10 protein-coding genes are annotated in these 17,029 nt (G+C 68.6%); 4 read left to right on the forward strand and 6 right to left on the reverse strand.

Annotated elements, in window-relative coordinates; genetic code table 11:
• Positions 1-382: 382 nt before the first annotated feature.
• Both HY049_15770 and HY049_15775 read right to left on the reverse strand, forming a co-directional pair.
• Positions 383-652, reverse strand: a complete 270-nt coding sequence (locus tag HY049_15770; GenBank protein ID MBI3450359.1) for a hypothetical protein — start codon at positions 650-652, stop codon at positions 383-385.
• Positions 653-734: 82 nt separating this feature from the next.
• Entirely contained in the window at positions 735-1,328 is a 594-nt protein-coding gene (locus HY049_15775) for a DUF502 domain-containing protein (GenBank protein MBI3450360.1), read from the reverse strand.
• Between the two features lie 634 nt (positions 1,329-1,962).
• Here HY049_15775 and HY049_15780 point away from each other — a divergent pair.
• Both HY049_15780 and HY049_15785 read left to right on the forward strand, forming a co-directional pair.
• Entirely contained in the window at positions 1,963-3,789 is a 1,827-nt protein-coding gene (locus HY049_15780; protein ID MBI3450361.1) for a hypothetical protein, read from the forward strand.
• A gap of 305 nt (positions 3,790-4,094) precedes the next feature.
• Positions 4,095-5,732 (forward strand): hypothetical protein, encoded by a 1,638-nt coding sequence (locus HY049_15785; GenBank protein MBI3450362.1) that lies wholly within the window; start codon positions 4,095-4,097, stop codon positions 5,730-5,732.
• Here HY049_15785 and HY049_15790 read toward each other — a convergent pair.
• Genes HY049_15790 through HY049_15800 form a run of 3 tightly spaced genes read right to left on the reverse strand, consistent with a single transcriptional unit; the run spans position 5,729 to position 10,581 of the window.
• Positions 5,729-6,862: an AI-2E family transporter gene (locus HY049_15790; protein ID MBI3450363.1), complete on the reverse strand. Its 1,134-nt coding sequence runs from the start codon at positions 6,860-6,862 to the stop codon at positions 5,729-5,731. The two genes, HY049_15785 and HY049_15790, sit on opposite strands and share 4 nt — an antisense overlap.
• Before the next feature lie 51 nt (positions 6,863-6,913).
• Positions 6,914-7,894 carry a quinone oxidoreductase gene (locus HY049_15795; protein ID MBI3450364.1) on the reverse strand — a complete coding sequence of 327 codons (981 nt, stop codon included), beginning with the start codon at positions 7,892-7,894 and terminating at the stop codon, positions 6,914-6,916.
• Positions 7,891-10,581 carry a protein kinase gene (locus tag HY049_15800; GenBank protein ID MBI3450365.1) on the reverse strand — a complete coding sequence of 897 codons (2,691 nt, stop codon included), beginning with the start codon at positions 10,579-10,581 and terminating at the stop codon, positions 7,891-7,893. Before HY049_15800 ends, HY049_15795 begins: the two co-directional genes overlap by 4 nt.
• Before the next feature lie 108 nt (positions 10,582-10,689).
• Between HY049_15800 and HY049_15805 the strand changes: the two genes are divergently transcribed.
• Both HY049_15805 and HY049_15810 read left to right on the forward strand, forming a co-directional pair.
• Entirely contained in the window at positions 10,690-12,111 is a 1,422-nt protein-coding gene (locus HY049_15805; GenBank protein MBI3450366.1) for a beta-lactamase family protein, read from the forward strand.
• A gap of 82 nt (positions 12,112-12,193) precedes the next feature.
• Positions 12,194-13,675, forward strand: a complete 1,482-nt coding sequence (locus tag HY049_15810; protein ID MBI3450367.1) for a hypothetical protein — start codon at positions 12,194-12,196, stop codon at positions 13,673-13,675.
• Here HY049_15810 and HY049_15815 read toward each other — a convergent pair.
• The gene (locus HY049_15815) at positions 13,672-17,013 is read right to left on the reverse strand and encodes an isoleucine--tRNA ligase (GenBank protein ID MBI3450368.1); all 3,342 of its coding nucleotides are present in this window, start codon (positions 17,011-17,013) and stop codon (positions 13,672-13,674) included. The genes HY049_15810 and HY049_15815 overlap by 4 nt on opposite strands.
• Positions 17,014-17,029: the final 16 nt, after the last annotated feature.

Raw genomic sequence — 17,029 nt, forward strand, 5'->3', positions numbered from 1 at the left:
CGGTGTCGTCGGGCCTGGAGTCAGGCGGCCGGTCGGGGAGGGTGCTCGTCGGGCGGGATGTCGTTCGCGGCGGCGTGCCAGCCGCGGCCGGAGACGGGATGACCCGAGATCGCAGGGGTGATGATTCCGGAGGGGCGGGGCATCAGCCCCTCGTGGACCGACACGGGGCCCGGTGCGCTTCCGTGTCCGCCGCAGCAGCCCGGGCGCATGGCGCACCCCCGGCTCACGGCGGCGGGTGCCCGGCAGCACGCGCCGTCGCATCCGCAGTCCGAGCCCCCGGCTGCGAAGAGGGGCGAGGCGGTGACGATCAGCAGAGCGAGAAGACATGAGGCGGCGAGAGAGCGCGACGGGTGACGTTGCGGTCGCCGCTGGAACACGTGGACTACCGGTTCCCTTTGGGCCGGATGTCCTTCTGCTGCCCGTGGCCGTGTGTCGATTCGTGGACCGCTCCGGAGGCGTCGCCCGACGACGAGAGGGTCTCGCCTTCCCCGAGGAGCTCCAGATGGCCGTCCTTGATGAGTTTCTGAATGGCCGGCTTTTCGACGGCGGCGTCGGCGATCTGTCCGGTTTTCATTGGACCGAGGTGCAGCGTCCTGCCCTGTGGCAGCGGGATCTTGAGCGGCGACTTCGTCTTGTTGCGGATGTTTTTCACGGTGATTCCTCCACGGCGCGCGGTTCCACTGTACCCCAGCGCATGGCGCCGCGCATCTCCCGTTCCGTCGTCGGCGCCGGCTCTACGCCGCGGGCTCTCCCGACACGCCGCCGGAGACGATGAAGCTCATGGCGGCGGTGCTGTCGACCCGGAGCGGCGTCGTGCGATCGCGTGGGACCACGACCAGATGTCCCGCAAAGTTGAAAGACGAGGGGAAGTACACCGCGACATGGTCGGGAAGATCAAACTCCTCGAGGCTCGTGCGCGTGACGAACCCGACGGCCCGGACGTCGCTGTTCGGGACGAGCGTGACGAGCACAGGACGATCGAATCGCTTTTTCTCTCCGACGAAGGCGCCGACGAGATCCTGGATCGAACGGTAGACGAGCCGGACGAGGGGGAGCCGGTGAAAGATGCGCTCGGCGAGACCGATGAGGTAGCTCATCAGGATGTTGCTCGCGACGAAGCCTGTCGCCGTGACGATTGCAAGGACCGCCAGGGCTCCCAGCCCGGGCATGCGGAACCCGAACCGTCCTTCCAGGTCGATGAGTCCGTCGACCCATCTGAACGCCGTGACGAGGGTGTAGAGCGTGACCGCCGCGGGCGCGACGATGAGGAGCCCACGAAAGAAATAGGTCGCGAACGACGCGAGGACGGAGCGGCGGGTCGTCGACATGGTCACCTCGTGCGCGCGATGCCGGCCGCGCTCCTGCTGGCCGTGCAGACACGCGCCCCAGCCTACCATCGAGGGGCCGGCGGCTCGGAGCCCCTCGTGCGCTGACGCCGCATCGCGAGATGATCTGGAAAAATCCGACAAAGCGAACCAGACGCAACCCGAGGTCTTTGCCCGAATCAGGTATTTCGAGCTCCACGCGAGAATCCCTTGAATTCCGCCGGAGACCGCAGTAAATATTGGCATCTCCCGCAAGGGATCTCCGGAGCGCCACCGTCGGTTCATCCGTCGCACGGTGGCCTGACCCGCTTCGGAGTCGAAAGCCGGAGCACCCCCTGCTGACTCCGGCACTTCGGCGAGATGGCGACGGGAGTCCGCCGCGTTGGAGTGCCTAGAAGCCCCGCAACCCACGACCATCGAGATCAAGAGAGTTCTGTCGCCGCCGGAGGCGCGCGTCTCGCTCCGCGCCCGGTCCACGTCCCCCGGCTGCGGGGAGTGTCGCCCGCCGGGAGCGCGTTAAGACATGCATGCCGTTGTGCAACACGACGTCAAACAGATTTCGACGAGGCCATCACCTTCACGAAAAGGGGGTTCATTGATGCGAAGAGGAGAATCGAGCTGTCGACGCGGAACGAAGTTGGGACGCGCGCTCGTCGCCGTCCTGCCGGCCGCGATGTTCTGCCTGCTGGCGCTGACGATCTCGGCGCCGACCTGGGCGCAGATTGACGGTCAGTGCGATCCGACCAAGATCGACTCGGGCTGCCCGAGCGACGGCAATCCGTGCACCAATGACGTCTGCGATCCGGCCACGCGCACGTGCCAGCACAACCCGCGCATCTGCCCCATCGACAATCCCTGCAACACGGCGACGTGCAATGTCTCGACCGGCTTCTGCGACTACACGCCGAAGTCGTGCCCGTCGCCCATCGACAACAAGTGCTCCGTCGGCTCGTGCGATCCCGCGAACGGCCAGTGCGCTTACCAGCCGGTGACGTGTGCCCAGGACGGGAACCTCTGCATGACCGAGACCTGCAACCCGGCCACCGGCACCTGCCAGTCGGGCGCGCCGGTCACCTGCCCATCTCCCATCGACAACAAGTGCTCGATCGGCTCATGCAATCCGTCGACGGGCACGTGCGTCTATCAGCCCGAGACGTGTGCCCAGGACGGGAACCTCTGCACGACGGAGACCTGCAACCCGGCGACCGGCGCCTGCGGATCGGGACCGTCGAAGACGTGCAGCTCGGACAACCTCTGCTCGGTCGGATCCTGCAACCCGGCTTCGGGCCAGTGCGACTTCACCCCGATCACCTGCGCGCAGGACGGCAACCTCTGCAACACCGAGGCCTGCAACCCGGCGACCGGACGCTGCGAGTCCGGCGCGTCGAAGACCTGCGTCAGCGACAGCCTCTGCTCCGACTCGGTCTGCGACGCCGCAACCGGCAACTGCAAGACGACGAACAAGACGTGCCCGCAGGACGGCAACCTCTGCACCGTCGAGGCGTGCAATCCGCAGAACGGCGCGTGCGAGTCCAGCCCGGTACGATCCTGCGCGCAGGACGCCGACCTCTGCACCTTCGAGTCGTGCAATCCCGCGAGCGGCACTTGCGAGTCGGGGGCGCGCAAGACCTGCGCCCAGGACAACGACCTCTGCACCATCGAGGCCTGCAACGCGGCGACCGGCAAGTGTGAATCGGGCTCGCCGACTCCCTGCACCGCGGACGCCGACATCTGCACGACCGAGGTCTGCGATCCGGTCAATGGACGATGCCACTCGGTTCCCGCGAACCCGACCCCGCCGGGATGCGGCGCGACAATCTGCCGCACGCCTGGATTCTGGGGAACGCACGCGGGCGTCGAGAAGTCCGGCAGCACGAACATCACGCAGTCGGTCATCACCCTCGGCGGAGGCGTGCTGAACGTGTGCGGCCAGAAGATCACCGACACCGTGCTGAACGACAACAACTCGGCGGTCGAGGCGATCTGCGTGGCGATGAAGGACGGCAGCCAGCTCCAGCTCGCGCGCCAGCTCACGGCGGCGGCGCTGAACTGCGTCGTCAGCAACGGCATCGCCGATTGCACGGCGACGCCGCTCTACTCCGCGATCTTCGCGAAGTGCAACGCGATCTGCGCCAACACCGCAAGCGCCAAGCAGGACGTGACCGACTGCATCAACCAGATCGACTGCCTGAACAATGGCGGCACGATGCTGAGCAACGGTTCCTGCCAGACGGGCGTCTGCGCGGGTGACGGCGTGACCGGATGCGTGGCAGGAACGACGTGCGGGGACGGGTCGATGTGCAACGGCCTCCCGAACAACTGCCACGACATGCTCCTCGTGAACAACGGCCTCGGCATCAACTTCGAGCCGCCGGGAGCCGCGGGCAGCTCGACGGAGTGCAACGATGCGAACAAGAGCGCCTGCCAGGTGGTGGGTGCCAACGTCACGAGGTGCCTCTACTAGAGGGGTTGAACTCGCGACGACGAACGGCTCTTCCAGGGGCGCCCGAAAGGGCGCCCTTTTTTTTCGGACGGAATCGCGCCCCTCGAATGGGAGCCGAAGAGCCCGAGAACCCCGAATTTGCTGGTCATTTCATGCGTTCTGTGCGAGATTGTCCTTGCCATCTCACCCTGGCCGGCGTACCAGATGGCTACCCCTGCCGCGCATGGTTCGATTGTCTACGCCCGCGGTGTCGTCTGGAATGGAGGTAGTGAAACATGAGTCAGGGAGATCTGAGCTGTTGTAGCACGGCGAACCGGCTTCGTTCCGTGGCCAGGTGGCTTCCCATCGCCGCTTTCGTCCTGATGGCTTTCACGCTCGCACATCCCGCGTGGGCCCAAATCGATCCTCCGCCGGGAAGCTGCACTCCGGGCACCCTGGACGGGGTGTGCCCGAGCGACGGCAACCCGTGCACGGACGAAATCTGCGACGCGGCGACCCACACCTGCACGTCCGTTCCCAAGTCGTGCGGGATCGACAGCGCGTGCTCGGTCGGCTCCTGCGACCCGGCGACGGGCCAGTGCATCCAGACCCCGAAGAGCTGCGCGAGCGACGGTCTCTGCAGCACCGGCTCTTGCGATCCGGCGACGGGCCAGTGCGTGCAGATCCCGAAGAGCTGCGCGAACGACGGCCTGTGCTCGGTGGGTTCGTGCGACGCCGCCACCGGCGCGTGCGTCCAGAAGCCCATCACGTGCCAGGCGGACGACAACCACTGCACGACGGAGTTCTGTAATCCCGCAAACGGCCTCTGCGAGTCGACCGCGCCGAAGACTTGCGCGGGCGACGGCCTGTGCAGCACCGGCTCGTGCGATCCGGCGACCGGCAACTGCGTCCAAACCCCGAAGAGCTGTTCGGACGACAGCAAGTGCAGCACCGGCTCGTGCGACCCCGCGACGGGCCAGTGCACCCAGACCCCAAAGGTCTGCGCCAACGACGGCCTCTGCAGCACCGGCTCGTGCGATGCCGCGAGCGGGAACTGCGTCCAGACGCCGAAGAGCTGCGCGCAGGACGGGAACAAGTGCACCGTCGAGGCCTGCAACCCGGCGAACGGCCAGTGCGAGTCCGGCGCGCCGAAGTTCTGCGCCAATGACGGCCTCTGCAACACCGGATCCTGCGACACGGCCACAGGGAACTGCAAGCAGACGCCCGTGACCTGCCAGCAGGACTCCGACAACTGCACCACCGAGGTCTGCGACACGACGACCGGCCAGTGCCACTCGGTGGCGACGAACCCGCCGCCGACGAACTGCGGCGCGGCGATCTGCCGCACCCCTGGCTTCTGGGGAACGCACGCGGGGACCGAGAAGTCGGGCAGTCAGAACATCACGCAGGCCGTGATCACGCTCGGCGGCGGCGTCCTGAACGTCTGCGGTCAGGCGATTACGAACACGGTCCTCAACGACGACGACTCCGCGGTGGAGGGGATTTGCGTCAACGTGAAGGACGGGAGCATCTTCCAGCTCGCGCGCCAGCTCACCGCGGCAGCCCTGAACTGCGTCGTCAGCGACGGCGTGCCGGACTGCTCCCAGACGCCGCTCTTCCAGACGCTGTTCGCGAGCTGCAACGCCACGTGCGCCAGCTCGTCGGCCACCAGCTCGCAGCTTACGTCGTGCATCAACCAGCTCAACTGCCTGAACAACGGCGGGGCTCTCAACGCGAGCGGGAAGTGCGGCGCCGGCATCTGCGGTGATGGCGTCACGTCGTGCACCGTCGGGAGCATCTGCGCCGACGGCTCCGAGTGCGGCGGAATCGACGCCGGGAACTGCCACCAACAGCTCCTCGTCAACAGCGGCCTCGGCATCAACTTCGAGCCGCCGGGTGGCGCCGGCAGCTCCACCGAGTGCAACAACGCCATCAAGAACGCGTGCAAGGTCGTGACGTCGGCCCAGGCGAAGTGCCTGTTCTAGACCTCGGCTGAGCTTCGAAGATCAGGGGCGCCTTCGGGCGCCCCTTTTTTTTCGCTCGCCGCCCCGGCCCTCCTCCTGAACACGTCCAGGAGCGAGGCGGCGAGGGCGAGCGCGACCGGGCCGATGAAGAGGCCGGTGAAGCCGAAGGCGGCGAGGCCTCCGAAGACGCCGAGGAAAACGACGAGGGGGCTCAGCTCCTGGGCGCGGCCGATGAGGGCGGGCTTGAGGATGTTGTCCGCGGCGAACGTCGTCACGATCGACCCCCAGAGGAGCAGGAAGAGGCCGTGGCCGACGCTGCCGGTGAAAAGGAGCAGGAGGCCGCCGGGGACCCAGAGAATCGCCGTGCCGCCGAGCGGGAGGAGTGAGAGGATTCCCATCCCCGCCCCCGCGAGCACGGGCGATGGGAGACCCGCGATCCACCAACCGACCGATCCGCTCACTCCCTGAATGACCGCCGTCAGAAGGGAGCCCCGGAAGATCGCGGAGATCATCCCGGCGACGGACTGACCGAGGGCGCTGCGGACGTCGTCGTCCCCCGGGACGATGCCGAGCACCGCCTCCGCCATGTCGGCCCCGTCCCGGAGGAAGAAGAAGAGAAGGAAGACGGTCGTGAAGAAGGTCAGGGCGCCGTCGAAGACGCTGAGGACGAGGTACCGGCTCAGGGCCCCGAGAATCGAGGTCGCCTTCGCGGCGAACGTCGCGGCGAGCCCCTCGAACTGCTCGCGAGTGAGCCCGAGCCGATCCTGGGCTTGCTCGACCCATGCGGCCACCTGCGGCAGGGTCACGATGTCTGCGAGCGACGAAACGTGCTGGGTCTCGAGCTTCGCGCTGACCTGCGACGCGAGGTCGATGACCTGGCCGGCCACGAGGGTCGCGATGAAGGTGATCGGGAGGGCGACGAGGAGGCCGATCGCCGTCGCCATCAGCGCGGCGGCGAACCCGAGCCGGCCGGGCAGCGTCTTCCGGAGCCGTCGCCACGGCCGATCGAAGACGATCGCGAGGACCGAGGCCCACGCAATAGCGGAGAGGAAGGGGCTCAGGACCCTGAGGCAGAGCCAGCCGAGGACGAGGGAGGCGCCGGCCAGGAATGCGCCGGTGTACTTCCTCGATGTCTCGTCGGGTCTCGCCACGCGACGCCTCCGGCGGCGGATTCTAGCAGCCCGGCCGGGCGCGCCGCGCGGTCAGGGAATCAGCACCGTGGACCCGGTCGTCCGGCGCGACTCGAGCGCGCGATGCGCTTCGGCCGCCTCGGCGAGGGGCCAATCGCGCTGAATCCGGATTTTCACCGCGCCGCGGCCCACGACGTCGAAGAGGGCCCGGGAGCTCGCCTCGAGGTCCTGGCGCGTCGCCGTGTAGTCGAAGAGGGTCGGCCGCGTCAGGAAGATCGATCCCTTGCGCGAGAGGATGAGAGGGTCGATCGGGGGGACCGGGCCCGAGGCGTTTCCGAAGAGGACCACCATCCCGCGCTTCGCGACGCTGTCGAGCGACGCCTCGAAAGTCGCCTTCCCCACGGCGTCGTAGACGACGGCGACGCCGGCTCCAGACGTGATCTCGCGGACCCGAGCCGCGACGTCCTCCCGGGTGTAGACGATCGTGTGCGCGCACCCGTGGGATCGCGCGAGCTCGGCCTTGGCGTCGTCCCCCGCGGTGCCGATGACGACGGCGCCGAGCGCTTTCAGCCACTGGCAGGCGATGAGGCCGACGCCCCCCGCCGCGGCGTGCCAGAGCACGGTCGTGCCGGCCCGCACCTGAAACGTTCGGCGGATCAGATACTCGACGGTCATCCCCTTGAGCATCATCGCCGCGGCGGTTCGATCGTCGATTCCCTCGGGGATCGCCACGAGACGATCCGCCGCAATCACCCGCGCCCCCGCGTACGCGCCGGGGCCCCCGCCGGCGTAGGCGACGCGATCGCCGGGTTTCACGAGCGTCACGCCGGGACCGACGGACTCGACGACCCCCGCCGCCTCCGATCCGAGACCGTGGGGGAGCGAAGGGAGAGGGTAGAGTCCGGATCGGTGGTAGACGTCGATGAAGTTGACACCGATCGCCGTGTGGCGCACGCGGGCCTCGCCAGCTCCCGGCTCCGGGACGTCGATCTCGTCGAGGCGGAGGGCATCGGGGCCGCCGGTTGCGTGGATTCGAATCGCGCGGGTTCTCATCGCTTCGTCAGCTCGGACTGCCAGTTCGTCACCAGCGTGAGAATCGGCCCCGTGGTGGAGGGCATCGGCTCGGCAACCAGCACGCGCTTGCCGTCCGGTGTGAAAGCGACAGGCGTGATGGAGCCGGAGGCCGTCCCGCCGAGAGAGAGATCTCCGAGAATCCGTTTCGGCGGCGAGATGTCGATCCCCGATCCACTGGGCGCGATCGTCACCCGGTAGGCCTTCGTCTCCGCATCGACGTACATCACGTCGTGGGACGCGCCCATCCAGGCGAAGAACTGGGCGCCCGTGGTCGAGACCTGCCACTTGCCCTCCGCTCCGGGGTACGACGTCACGTAGACCTCGTCGCGCCCCGACTCGTCGGAGGTGTGCAGGATCCAGCGGCCGTCTGCCGAGAAGCTTCCGATCTTCTGGGAGCCGGGCCCGCCGATGACCGTTTTCGGCTTCGGTTCTCCCGAGAGCGGAATGATCGCGAGGTCGTTTCCGCCTTCCGGAGTCTGCACCGTGCACAGGAGCCCCGATCCGTCACGGATCCAGTCCGTCGGAAAGGCCGGTGTCTTTTTTTCGTCGAGGACGAGCCTCGCGGGGGAGGCTCCGTCCGCCGACTTGACGAAGATCCGGCTGCCGCCGTCGCTGTAGGCCAACTGGCGGCCATCCGGCGACCAGAGAGGACCGAGGGCGCTCGTATCCCCCATCGTGAACCGGCTGCCGATCGAGCGCGAGAGGTCGTAAATCCAGATGTCCGAGGCGCCGTCGGGGTGGCGCACGCTCGTCGCCGCCCTCCGTCCGTCGGGAGATATCGCGAGCGTCAGCCAGAAGATGGCGGGCTCACCCACCGTCCCCACGCGCTTCCCGTCGAGATCGAACCAGGTGAGCTGCGCCCGCCCCTGGATGGCACCGGTCTGGTAGACCAGGAGCCCCGTCGGCGACAGGGTGTACGTCCCCGTGTAACGGAACGTGTTGAACTGGACGCTCTCCGCGATGGGCGTCACCTCCCCTTCGAGCTTCAACGTGGCGGGGACGAAACGCTGGACGGAGAGGTTCCCGTCCCGCACGAACGCGAGGTACCCGGGCTCGACGTAGATCCCCTCGCTGTCCGCCTGGGCGAGCAGCCGCGACTCCTTCGTCGCGAGATCGACGACGAAGATCCCGTTGCCCGCGTCCTTCCAGTTGCGTCCGGAGAAATAGAGGACGCGCTTGCCGTCCGGGAGAAAGTGCGGGTTGCGATGCGTCAGGGTGGACTCGGCAGACGTCAGCGCGGCCGGAGTGCCTCCGGTGGCGGGAACCGAGAAGAGGCCGCCGAAGGGCTCCGGCGCGTAGACGATCACGCCGGACGAACTCCAGCTCGCGCCGCGTCCGTCCGCCGCGTCGCAGATCGCCTGCACGACCCCGCCCGTTGCGGAGATCTTCCTGAGCTTGTGATCCGCGAAGAAGCCGAGCGTGCTCCCGTCCGGCGACCAGAAGGGGTACGACGCACCCTCCGTTCCCGTGAGCGGCTGTGCGGTGAGGCTGTCGAGGCGGCGAATCCACAGGTGGCTCTTCGCCCCGACCTCCGATCCCGCGAAGGCGAGGCGCGTGCCGTCGGGGGAGATCGCGACCGAGTTGTTGTCGGTGTCGAGCGAGAATCCCGCCGGCAGGACGAGGCTCGCCCGGGTGACGGGGGCCGGCGCGGGGGCGGAGCGGTGCAAGGACCATCCGAGAGCGAAGAGCGCCGCGCCGAAGATCAGCGCGAGGCCCGCGGCCACCACGGGAGATCGTTTCGGCGCCGTCGCGGCGGCCAGCGCCGCCCCGGTCACGGCCTCGCGCGTTCCGCTCCCGCCGGCGATCCACTCGAGCTCGCTCTTGATGTCGAACGCGCTCTGCCACCGGGCGTCGGGATCCTTCGCGAGGCAGCGAAGCACCACGCGATCGAGCGCCGGCGACGCCGGAGTGACGAACTCGGCAAGGGGTCGCGGCGCGCGCTCGAGGATGGCGGCGATCACGCTCGCCTGGCTCGCTCCCTCGAAGGCGCGCTTCCCCGAGAGCATCTCGTAGAGAACCGCACCGAACGAGAAGATGTCGGCCCGGTGATCGACGACCTTTCCCTCGAGCTGCTCGGGGGCCATGTACTGCATCGTGCCGAGGACGGCGCCGTGCGACGTGAGCGGCGTCGTCCTCGTCGGCGCCGCCGTGGGGAGCATCCCGACACCGGGCGGGGCCGGCGACGTGTCGTCGCGAAGCTTTGCCACGCCGAAGTCGAGGACCTTGGCGCCGCTCTTCGTCAGCATGATGTTCGCAGGCTTGAGGTCGCGGTGGACGATCCCCTTGCGGTGCGCCTTCTCGAGGGCGCCGGCGATCTGCGCCGCGACGGGAAGGGCCTCCTCCCATTTCATCGGGCCGCGGGCGAGCCGCAGCATGAGCGTCTCCCCTTCGAGGAGCTCCATCACCAGATAGCCTGTCGACCCCTCCGTGCCGACGTCGTGGAGCGTGCAGATGTTCGGATGGTTGAGCGAGGAGATCGCCTTCGCCTCGCGCTCGAATCGCTCGCGCGCCTCCGGGCTCGAGGCGAGGTGCTCGGGGAGCGCCTTGACGGCCACGTCGCGCCCGAGGCGCGTGTCGCGCGCGCGGTAGACCTCGCCCATGCCTCCCGCGCCGAGGGGGGACAGGATCTCGTACGGTCCGAGGCGGGTTCCCGGGCTGATGGGCATCCGCGGAACATACCTTGGCCCTCGACCTTCATCAATTCTTCACACCCGCGATCCACGGTGCTTTCCGGGCCGTGAAGTGAAGTCTGCGTGGGCTCGAGGAGGACCATGATGAATCGAATGCGGATCGTGATCGGCGCGTTGGCCGTGGCCTCGATCGCCGTCTGGGCGCCGACGCCGGCGCGGTCGGACGACGTGAGCTACCCGAAGTCCGAGCCGGGACGTCACGCCCGGGAGTTTTTCGACGCGTGCAACAAGGACGAGGCGGCGATGCGCGCCTTCTACACGTCGAACGTCTCCTCGAAGGATCTCGAGGAGCGGCCGGCGGACGCAAGGCTCGGCGTCTGGCGGCGGATGAGGGGAGAGCAGGGGACGCTCAACGCGGTGCGCGTCCTCGCCGAGGGGGCCGATTTCGTGGAGGTGCTCGTGCACGTTGAGCACGGCCAGCCGCTGAAGATCCGCTTCAACTGCTCCGAGGAGCCGCCGCACACGCTCTTGAACCTGCGGCTCGAGCCGGCCGACGAGATGGGCGGCGGACCGCCGCCGGCGCCCGAGGCCTCGGGCCCGCCTCCCGACGACTCCCACATTGTGGCGAGCCTCTCGTCGGATCTGGAGCGCAAGGCGGCTGCGGGGGAGTTCTCCGGGGCCGCGCTTCTCGACAAGCGTGGGAAGTCGCTCCTCGAGAGTGCCTACGGCCTGGCGTCCCGGAAGGAGAACCGCGCAAACGCCGTCGGGACGCGGTTCAACCTCGGCTCGATCAACAAGATCTTCACGCACGTCGCGATCCTCCAGCTCGAGCAGCAGGGGAAGCTCAAGCTCGACGACACGATCGATCGGTTCCTTCCCGACTATCCGAAGGCGAACGGGAGTCGCGTCACCGTCCGGATGCTCCTCGATCACCGCGGCGGCGTCCCCGACGTCCTGGAATCGCGGAAGCTCTGGGACGATCCTCTCCGCGTGCGCACCGTCTCCGACTGGTACGCCCTGGTTCGCGATCGCGATCTCGAGTTCGAACCGGGAACGCGGCAGAAGTACTCGAACGGGGGTTACGTGCTCCTCGGCGCGATCGTGGAGCGCGTCTCCGGCGAGGACTACTACGCGTACGTGAAGGCGCACGTGTACGACCCGGCCGGCATGACGGACGCCGAGAGCGACCTCGGGGAGGCGCTTCCCGGGAAGACCGCCGTCGGCTACGTGAGGGAACTGCACGCGGGGGGCGTCGAGCTCGTCGAGGAGAAGACGCGGCTCGGGCGCGGGAGCCCAGCCGGCGGCGGGTACGCGACGGTCCGGGACCTCGTCGCCTTCGCGAACGCGCTCCGCGCCGGCAAACTTCTCGACTCGGCGCACACGAGCGCGATGATCGGCGACCAGGCCTCCCTCGGCATCGCCGGCGGCTCTCCGGGTGTGAACGCGCTGCTCGAGATGAGCGGCCCGTACACGCTCGTGGTCCTCTCGAACCTGGACCCGCCCGCGGCCGAGCAGTTCGGGCAGACGGCGGGGAGGATGATCCGGAGGGCCGCGGGAGGAGGTTAAGCCGCTCCCGGTCCCATCATCTTTATATACTCCCCCCCGCGCTGCCCGGGAAGGCAGCTCTCCGGGGTGGCGCGAGGGAGGGGTGAGCCTGAGATCCACGAAGGGCCTTACGATCGCGGCGGTGATGGCGCTATTCGTCGCCGGCTCGTCGTCACTCGGCGCGGCCGCCGCCGTCGCGTACCGGCTTCGCCACGTCGCAGGCTCTTGCACCGTTCACGTCGAGATCGCGATTCCCGACGACGCGCCGGGAGCGGCGGACCTCGTGATGCCGCGCGCGATCCCGATGGGGTACGGGATCCAGCACTACGACCGCCACGTCAGCGGCGTGACGGGCGCGGCGGCTGGCGGGACCCCGGGGCCCCTCGAGAGGAGCGAGGGCCCCCGCTGGCGCCCCCGCGCCCCCGTCTCGACGATTGCCTACGACGTCGACGTCGCGGCGATGGAGCGGGAGATTCTCGCGGGCTCGGACGCCTCGAAGTGCCGGGACGGGTACCTCGGCCTCCTCGGCTACTCCGTCTTCGGATACGTCGACGGGCTCGAGGATCGGCCGATCACCCTCGAGTTCATCGGCTCGGCCGAAGAGCCCGTCTTCACGACCCTCGCCCCGGCGGCGCCGCCGCCGCGAGGCCGGGCGACAGCGAAGGCGGCCGACTACTACGCCCTCGCCGACTCGCAGATCCTCCTCGGCTCCGGCTTCGACGCGGTGCGGGTCGAAGGAGGCGCGCCGGCTCTCTTCGTCGCGGTGCACGCGGAGGCGGAGGTCGACCGGCCTCGCCTCGGCGCGATGGCGCGCCGCGCTCTCGACCAGCTCGTCGCGTACTTCGGCCCGGCCCCCTTCGACCACTACACGATCGTCTTCGACGTGCTCAAGCCGATCACTCCCGCTCACGAGTACGGCTTCGCGATGGAGCACCTCGAGAGCAGCACGTTCGGCGTCGGGACGTCGGCCGACGATCTGCGCGGCCTCTCACCCGGCGCCCCCGATGACGCCACCGCCGTGACGGAGTTCTGGATCGCCCACCACGTCGCCCACGCGTGGATCCCGAAGCGCGGGGCGGGGGAGGGGTATTTCCCGCACACGTGGGAGACCCCACCGATCCTCGACTCGATCTGGTTCGCCGAGGGGTTCGGGCAGTACGTCGCGATCGACGCCCAGGCCGACGCGCTTCCGGACGGGGAGCGCGCGGCGTTCCGGGCGCGACGCGTCAGGCTGCGGTTCCGGAAATCGCTCGAGACCGCCCCGACCTTCATGCTGCGGATGCCCCTCGTCCAGCTCTCGCGGGTCGCCTCGACGATGTACGGCGACGACTTCCGCACCGGGAGGACGGTCTTCTCCCGCGGCGGCCTCATGGCGGCGGAGATGGACGAGGCGATTCGCTCGGCGAGCGCCGGGTCGAAGCGCCTCCGTGACGCGATGCGCGCGATCGTCGCGCGGAGCGCGCACGGCGCCCCGGGCTTCGGCACCGTGGAGTTCCCCGATCTCATCCGGCAGGCGACGGGGGTGGACGTGCGGGCGATCTTCGAGAAGTGGCTGGGCCCGTTCGAGCCGCCGCCGTTGCGCTAGATCGGCTCGAGCCAGATCTTCAGCGCGAGCCCCTCGACCTTCACGTCCTTCGTCGGCTCGCTGGAGCGGGCCCCGCCGATCTCCGCCGCGAGCGCCTCGCCGCAGATATATGAGGCGTGCGCAGCGATCGCCTCCTGGAGCGCGGGATCTCCCGCGAAGCCGAGGCGAATCCTCTGCTCGTACCGGAGCGCCATGTCCTTCCGGATCCCCTGGACGTGGTGCACCACCTCGCGCGCGAGCCCCTCGCGTCGAAGCTCGTCGGTGAGATCGAGATCGAGGACGACGACGGCGCCGCGGCCCAGGCTCGCCGCCCATCCCTCCTTCGCCCTCAGCTCTATCTGGAGATCGTCCTCGGTGAGGGAGACCTCGGTCCCCTGAACGTCGAGGCGGATCTCCCCCTTCTCGTCGAGCGCGCGACGGAGCGCGGCCGGGTCCTTCACGGAGGCGAGCGCGGACTTGATCCCCTGGACGAGCTTCCCGTACCGGGGGCCGAGCTTCGGGAGGTTTGGCCTCACGACGTAGTCGACGTACTGGTGGGCATCGGCGGCGAGGTCGACCGATTTCACGTTCAGCTCGTCACGGATCAGCGTCGCGTGACGGCCGATCCACTCCTCGCGGCTCCTGTCGGCGAGGATGAGCTCCACGCGCGCGAGCGGCTGGCGGACCCTCATCTTCGCCTGCGTGCGCGCCGCGCGCCCCGACGAGACGATCTCGCGGACGAGTCCCATCTGCGCGCTGAGCGGCTCGTCGACGCGGCCTTCGTCCACGTCGGGCCAGTCGCCCAGGTGCACCGATTCCGGCAAGGCCGCATCGCCGCGGCTCCCGACCAGGTTCCGGTACATGCTCTCGCTGATGAACGGGACGAACGGGGCCGCGAGGAGGGCCGTCGTGACCAGGCAGTGGTAGAGCGTCGCGTACGCGGCGTCCTTGTCGGCGTCGGCACCGCTCTTCCAGAACCTCTCGCGGCTTCGCCTCAGATACCAGTTGCTCAGCGCGTCGACGAAGTCGTTGAGGCGGCGCGCCGACGTGTACGTGTCGTAGGCGTCGAGGGCCGCCGTCACGTCGCGAATCGCCCTGTTCAGCTCGCTGAGGATCCACCGGTCGAGCTCCGCGAGGCCCCGCGCGTCGGGCGCGGGAAGATCCCCCCTGAGCGCGCCCGCCGGCCGCCACCCGTCGATGTTCGCGTAGATGACGAAGAAGGAGTAGACGTTGTACCAGCGGATCAGGAACTCCCGCTGCCCCTCCTTGATCGCCCCCTCCTCGAAGCGCACGCTCGTCCCCGGCGCCTGCCCCCAGAAGAAGAGCCACCGCATCGCGTCGGCGCCGTCGTTGTCGAAGATGTGGTCGGGCGTCTTGTAGTTCTGCTTCGACTTGGACATCTTCAGGCCGTCCTCGCCGAGGAGGAGGCCCAGGACGATGCAGTTCCTGTACGGGACGGGCCACTCGCGTCTCACGCGACCCGTTCCTTCCGCCCGCGCGACGCCGTTCTTCCCGAAGAGCATCGTCGAGATCGCCATCATCGAGTAGAACCACCCGCGCGTCTGGTCCAGCGCCTCGCTGATGAAATCCGCCGGGAGCGACGCCTCGAAGGCGTCGCGGCCGGTGTGGGGCCACCCGAGCTGCGCGAAGGGCATCGCGCCGCTGTCGAACCAGCAGTCGATCACGTCGGGGACGCGGCGCATCCGCGCCCCTTCCGCCTTCGGCGAGGCGTACGTGACCTCATCGACGTACGGGCGGTGGACCCTGAGGTGCTCGCTCAGGTTCGGGAACTTCACCCTCGCCCTGTCGAAGGCGCCGGTGCCGGCCACGCCGGGCTTCGCCAGGAGCTCGTCGTACGAGGCGATCGCCTCCATGTGCCCCGTGCTCTCACAGACCCAGATCGGCAGGGGGGTCCCCCAGTAGCGCTCGCGCGACAACGCCCAGTCGACGTTGCTCTCGAGGAACTTTCCGAAGCGTCCATCCCTGATGTGCCCGGGGATCCAGTTCACGCTCCGGTTGTTCTCGAGAAGATCCGGCACGAACTTCGTGGTGCGGATGAACCAGCTCTTGCGCGGGTACTGGATCAGCGGGTCCTCGTCGGCGCGCCAGCAGAAGGGGTACTCGTGCCGGTACTGCTCCTGGTGGAAGAGGAGCCCCCTGTCGCGGAGCGCGCGCGTGATCTCCCGGTCGGCGTCCTTCACCCACTTCCCGGCCCACGGCGGCGCCTCGTCCGTGAACCGGCCGTCGGGGGCGACGGCGCACAGGAGCGGCACGGCATCCGGGCTCTCGAAGCGCTCGCGCTCGCTCTGGAGCAGATCGAAGTCGACCTCGCCGAAGGCCGGCGCCTCGTGGACGAGGCCGGTCCCCGAATCGGTCGTGACGAAGTCGGCCGCGACGACGCGCCAGCCGACGGGGGCCTCTCCGCCCCCCTTCAGCCGCGCCGTCTTCGCGCCCAGGCTCGCGTGGTAGAAGTCGAACGGAGGGAGGTATCGGCGGCCGACGAGCGCCTTCCCCTTGCAGGTCTCGATCGTCTCGAGCTTCCGCTTCGCGCGCTTCGCGATCTCGTCGGCGAGCGCCGCGGCGACGTAGAGGCGCTCGCCGCTCTCGGCGTCCTGCACGAGGGCGTAGTCGATCTCCGGGTGGACGGCCGCGAACTGGTTCGAGGGAAGCGTCCACGGTGTCGTCGTCCAGACGAGGAGGGAGGTCCTCTCGACCCCTTCGAGCGGGAAGCGGACGAAGACGCTGGGGTCGTCCACCTCGCGGTACCCCTGCCCGACCTCGCCGGCCGAGAGCGCCGTCCCTCCCTGCGCCCACCACCAGACGATCTTGTGCCCCTGGTAGAGAAGCCCCGCGTCGAAGAGGGTCTTCAGCGACCACCAGACGCTCTCGACGTAGCTCCGGTGGTAGGTCACGTACGCCGCGTCGAGATCCACCCAGAAGCCGAGGCGCCTCGTGAGCTGCTCCCACTCCTTCGTGTACCGGAAGACCGACTCGATGCAGCGGTGGATGAAGGGCTCGATCCCGTACTTCTCGATCTCCTCCTTGCTGTGGATTCCCAGCTCCTTGGAGACCTCGACCTCCACGGGAAGCCCGTGCGTGTCCCAGCCGCCGCGCCGCTCGCAGAGGTGCCCGCGCATCGTCTTGTACCGCGGGAAGAGGTCCTTGACCGCGCGCGTGAAGCAGTGCCCGGGGTGTGGGAGGCCGTTCGCCGTCGGCGGCCCCTCGTAGAAGACGAAGGGGGCGCGGCCGCGGCGCAGCTCCGTCGACTTCCGGTGGATGCCCTCCACTTCCCAGAACTCCAGGATCCTCTTTTCCTCCGCCGGAAAATCGAACGGCGTCGGCAGATCGGCGAACTTCATGCTCGGACTCTCCGGT

The organism is Acidobacteriota bacterium (assembly GCA_016195325.1).
GTDB lineage: Bacteria > Acidobacteriota > Polarisedimenticolia > JACPZX01 > JACPZX01 > JACPZX01.

Coding starts and splice junctions, on each gene's coding strand:
- HY049_15775 (MBI3450360.1), bottom strand. CDS start 1,328: ATGTCGACGACCCGCCGCTCCGTCCTCGCGTCGTTCGCGACCTATTTC.
- HY049_15795 (MBI3450364.1), bottom strand. CDS start 7,894: ATGAGAACCCGCGCGATTCGAATCCACGCAACCGGCGGCCCCGATGCC.
- HY049_15800 (MBI3450365.1), bottom strand. CDS start 10,581: ATGCCCATCAGCCCGGGAACCCGCCTCGGACCGTACGAGATCCTGTCC.
- HY049_15805 (MBI3450366.1), top strand. CDS start 10,690: ATGAATCGAATGCGGATCGTGATCGGCGCGTTGGCCGTGGCCTCGATC.
- HY049_15815 (MBI3450368.1), bottom strand. CDS start 17,013: ATGAAGTTCGCCGATCTGCCGACGCCGTTCGATTTTCCGGCGGAGGAA.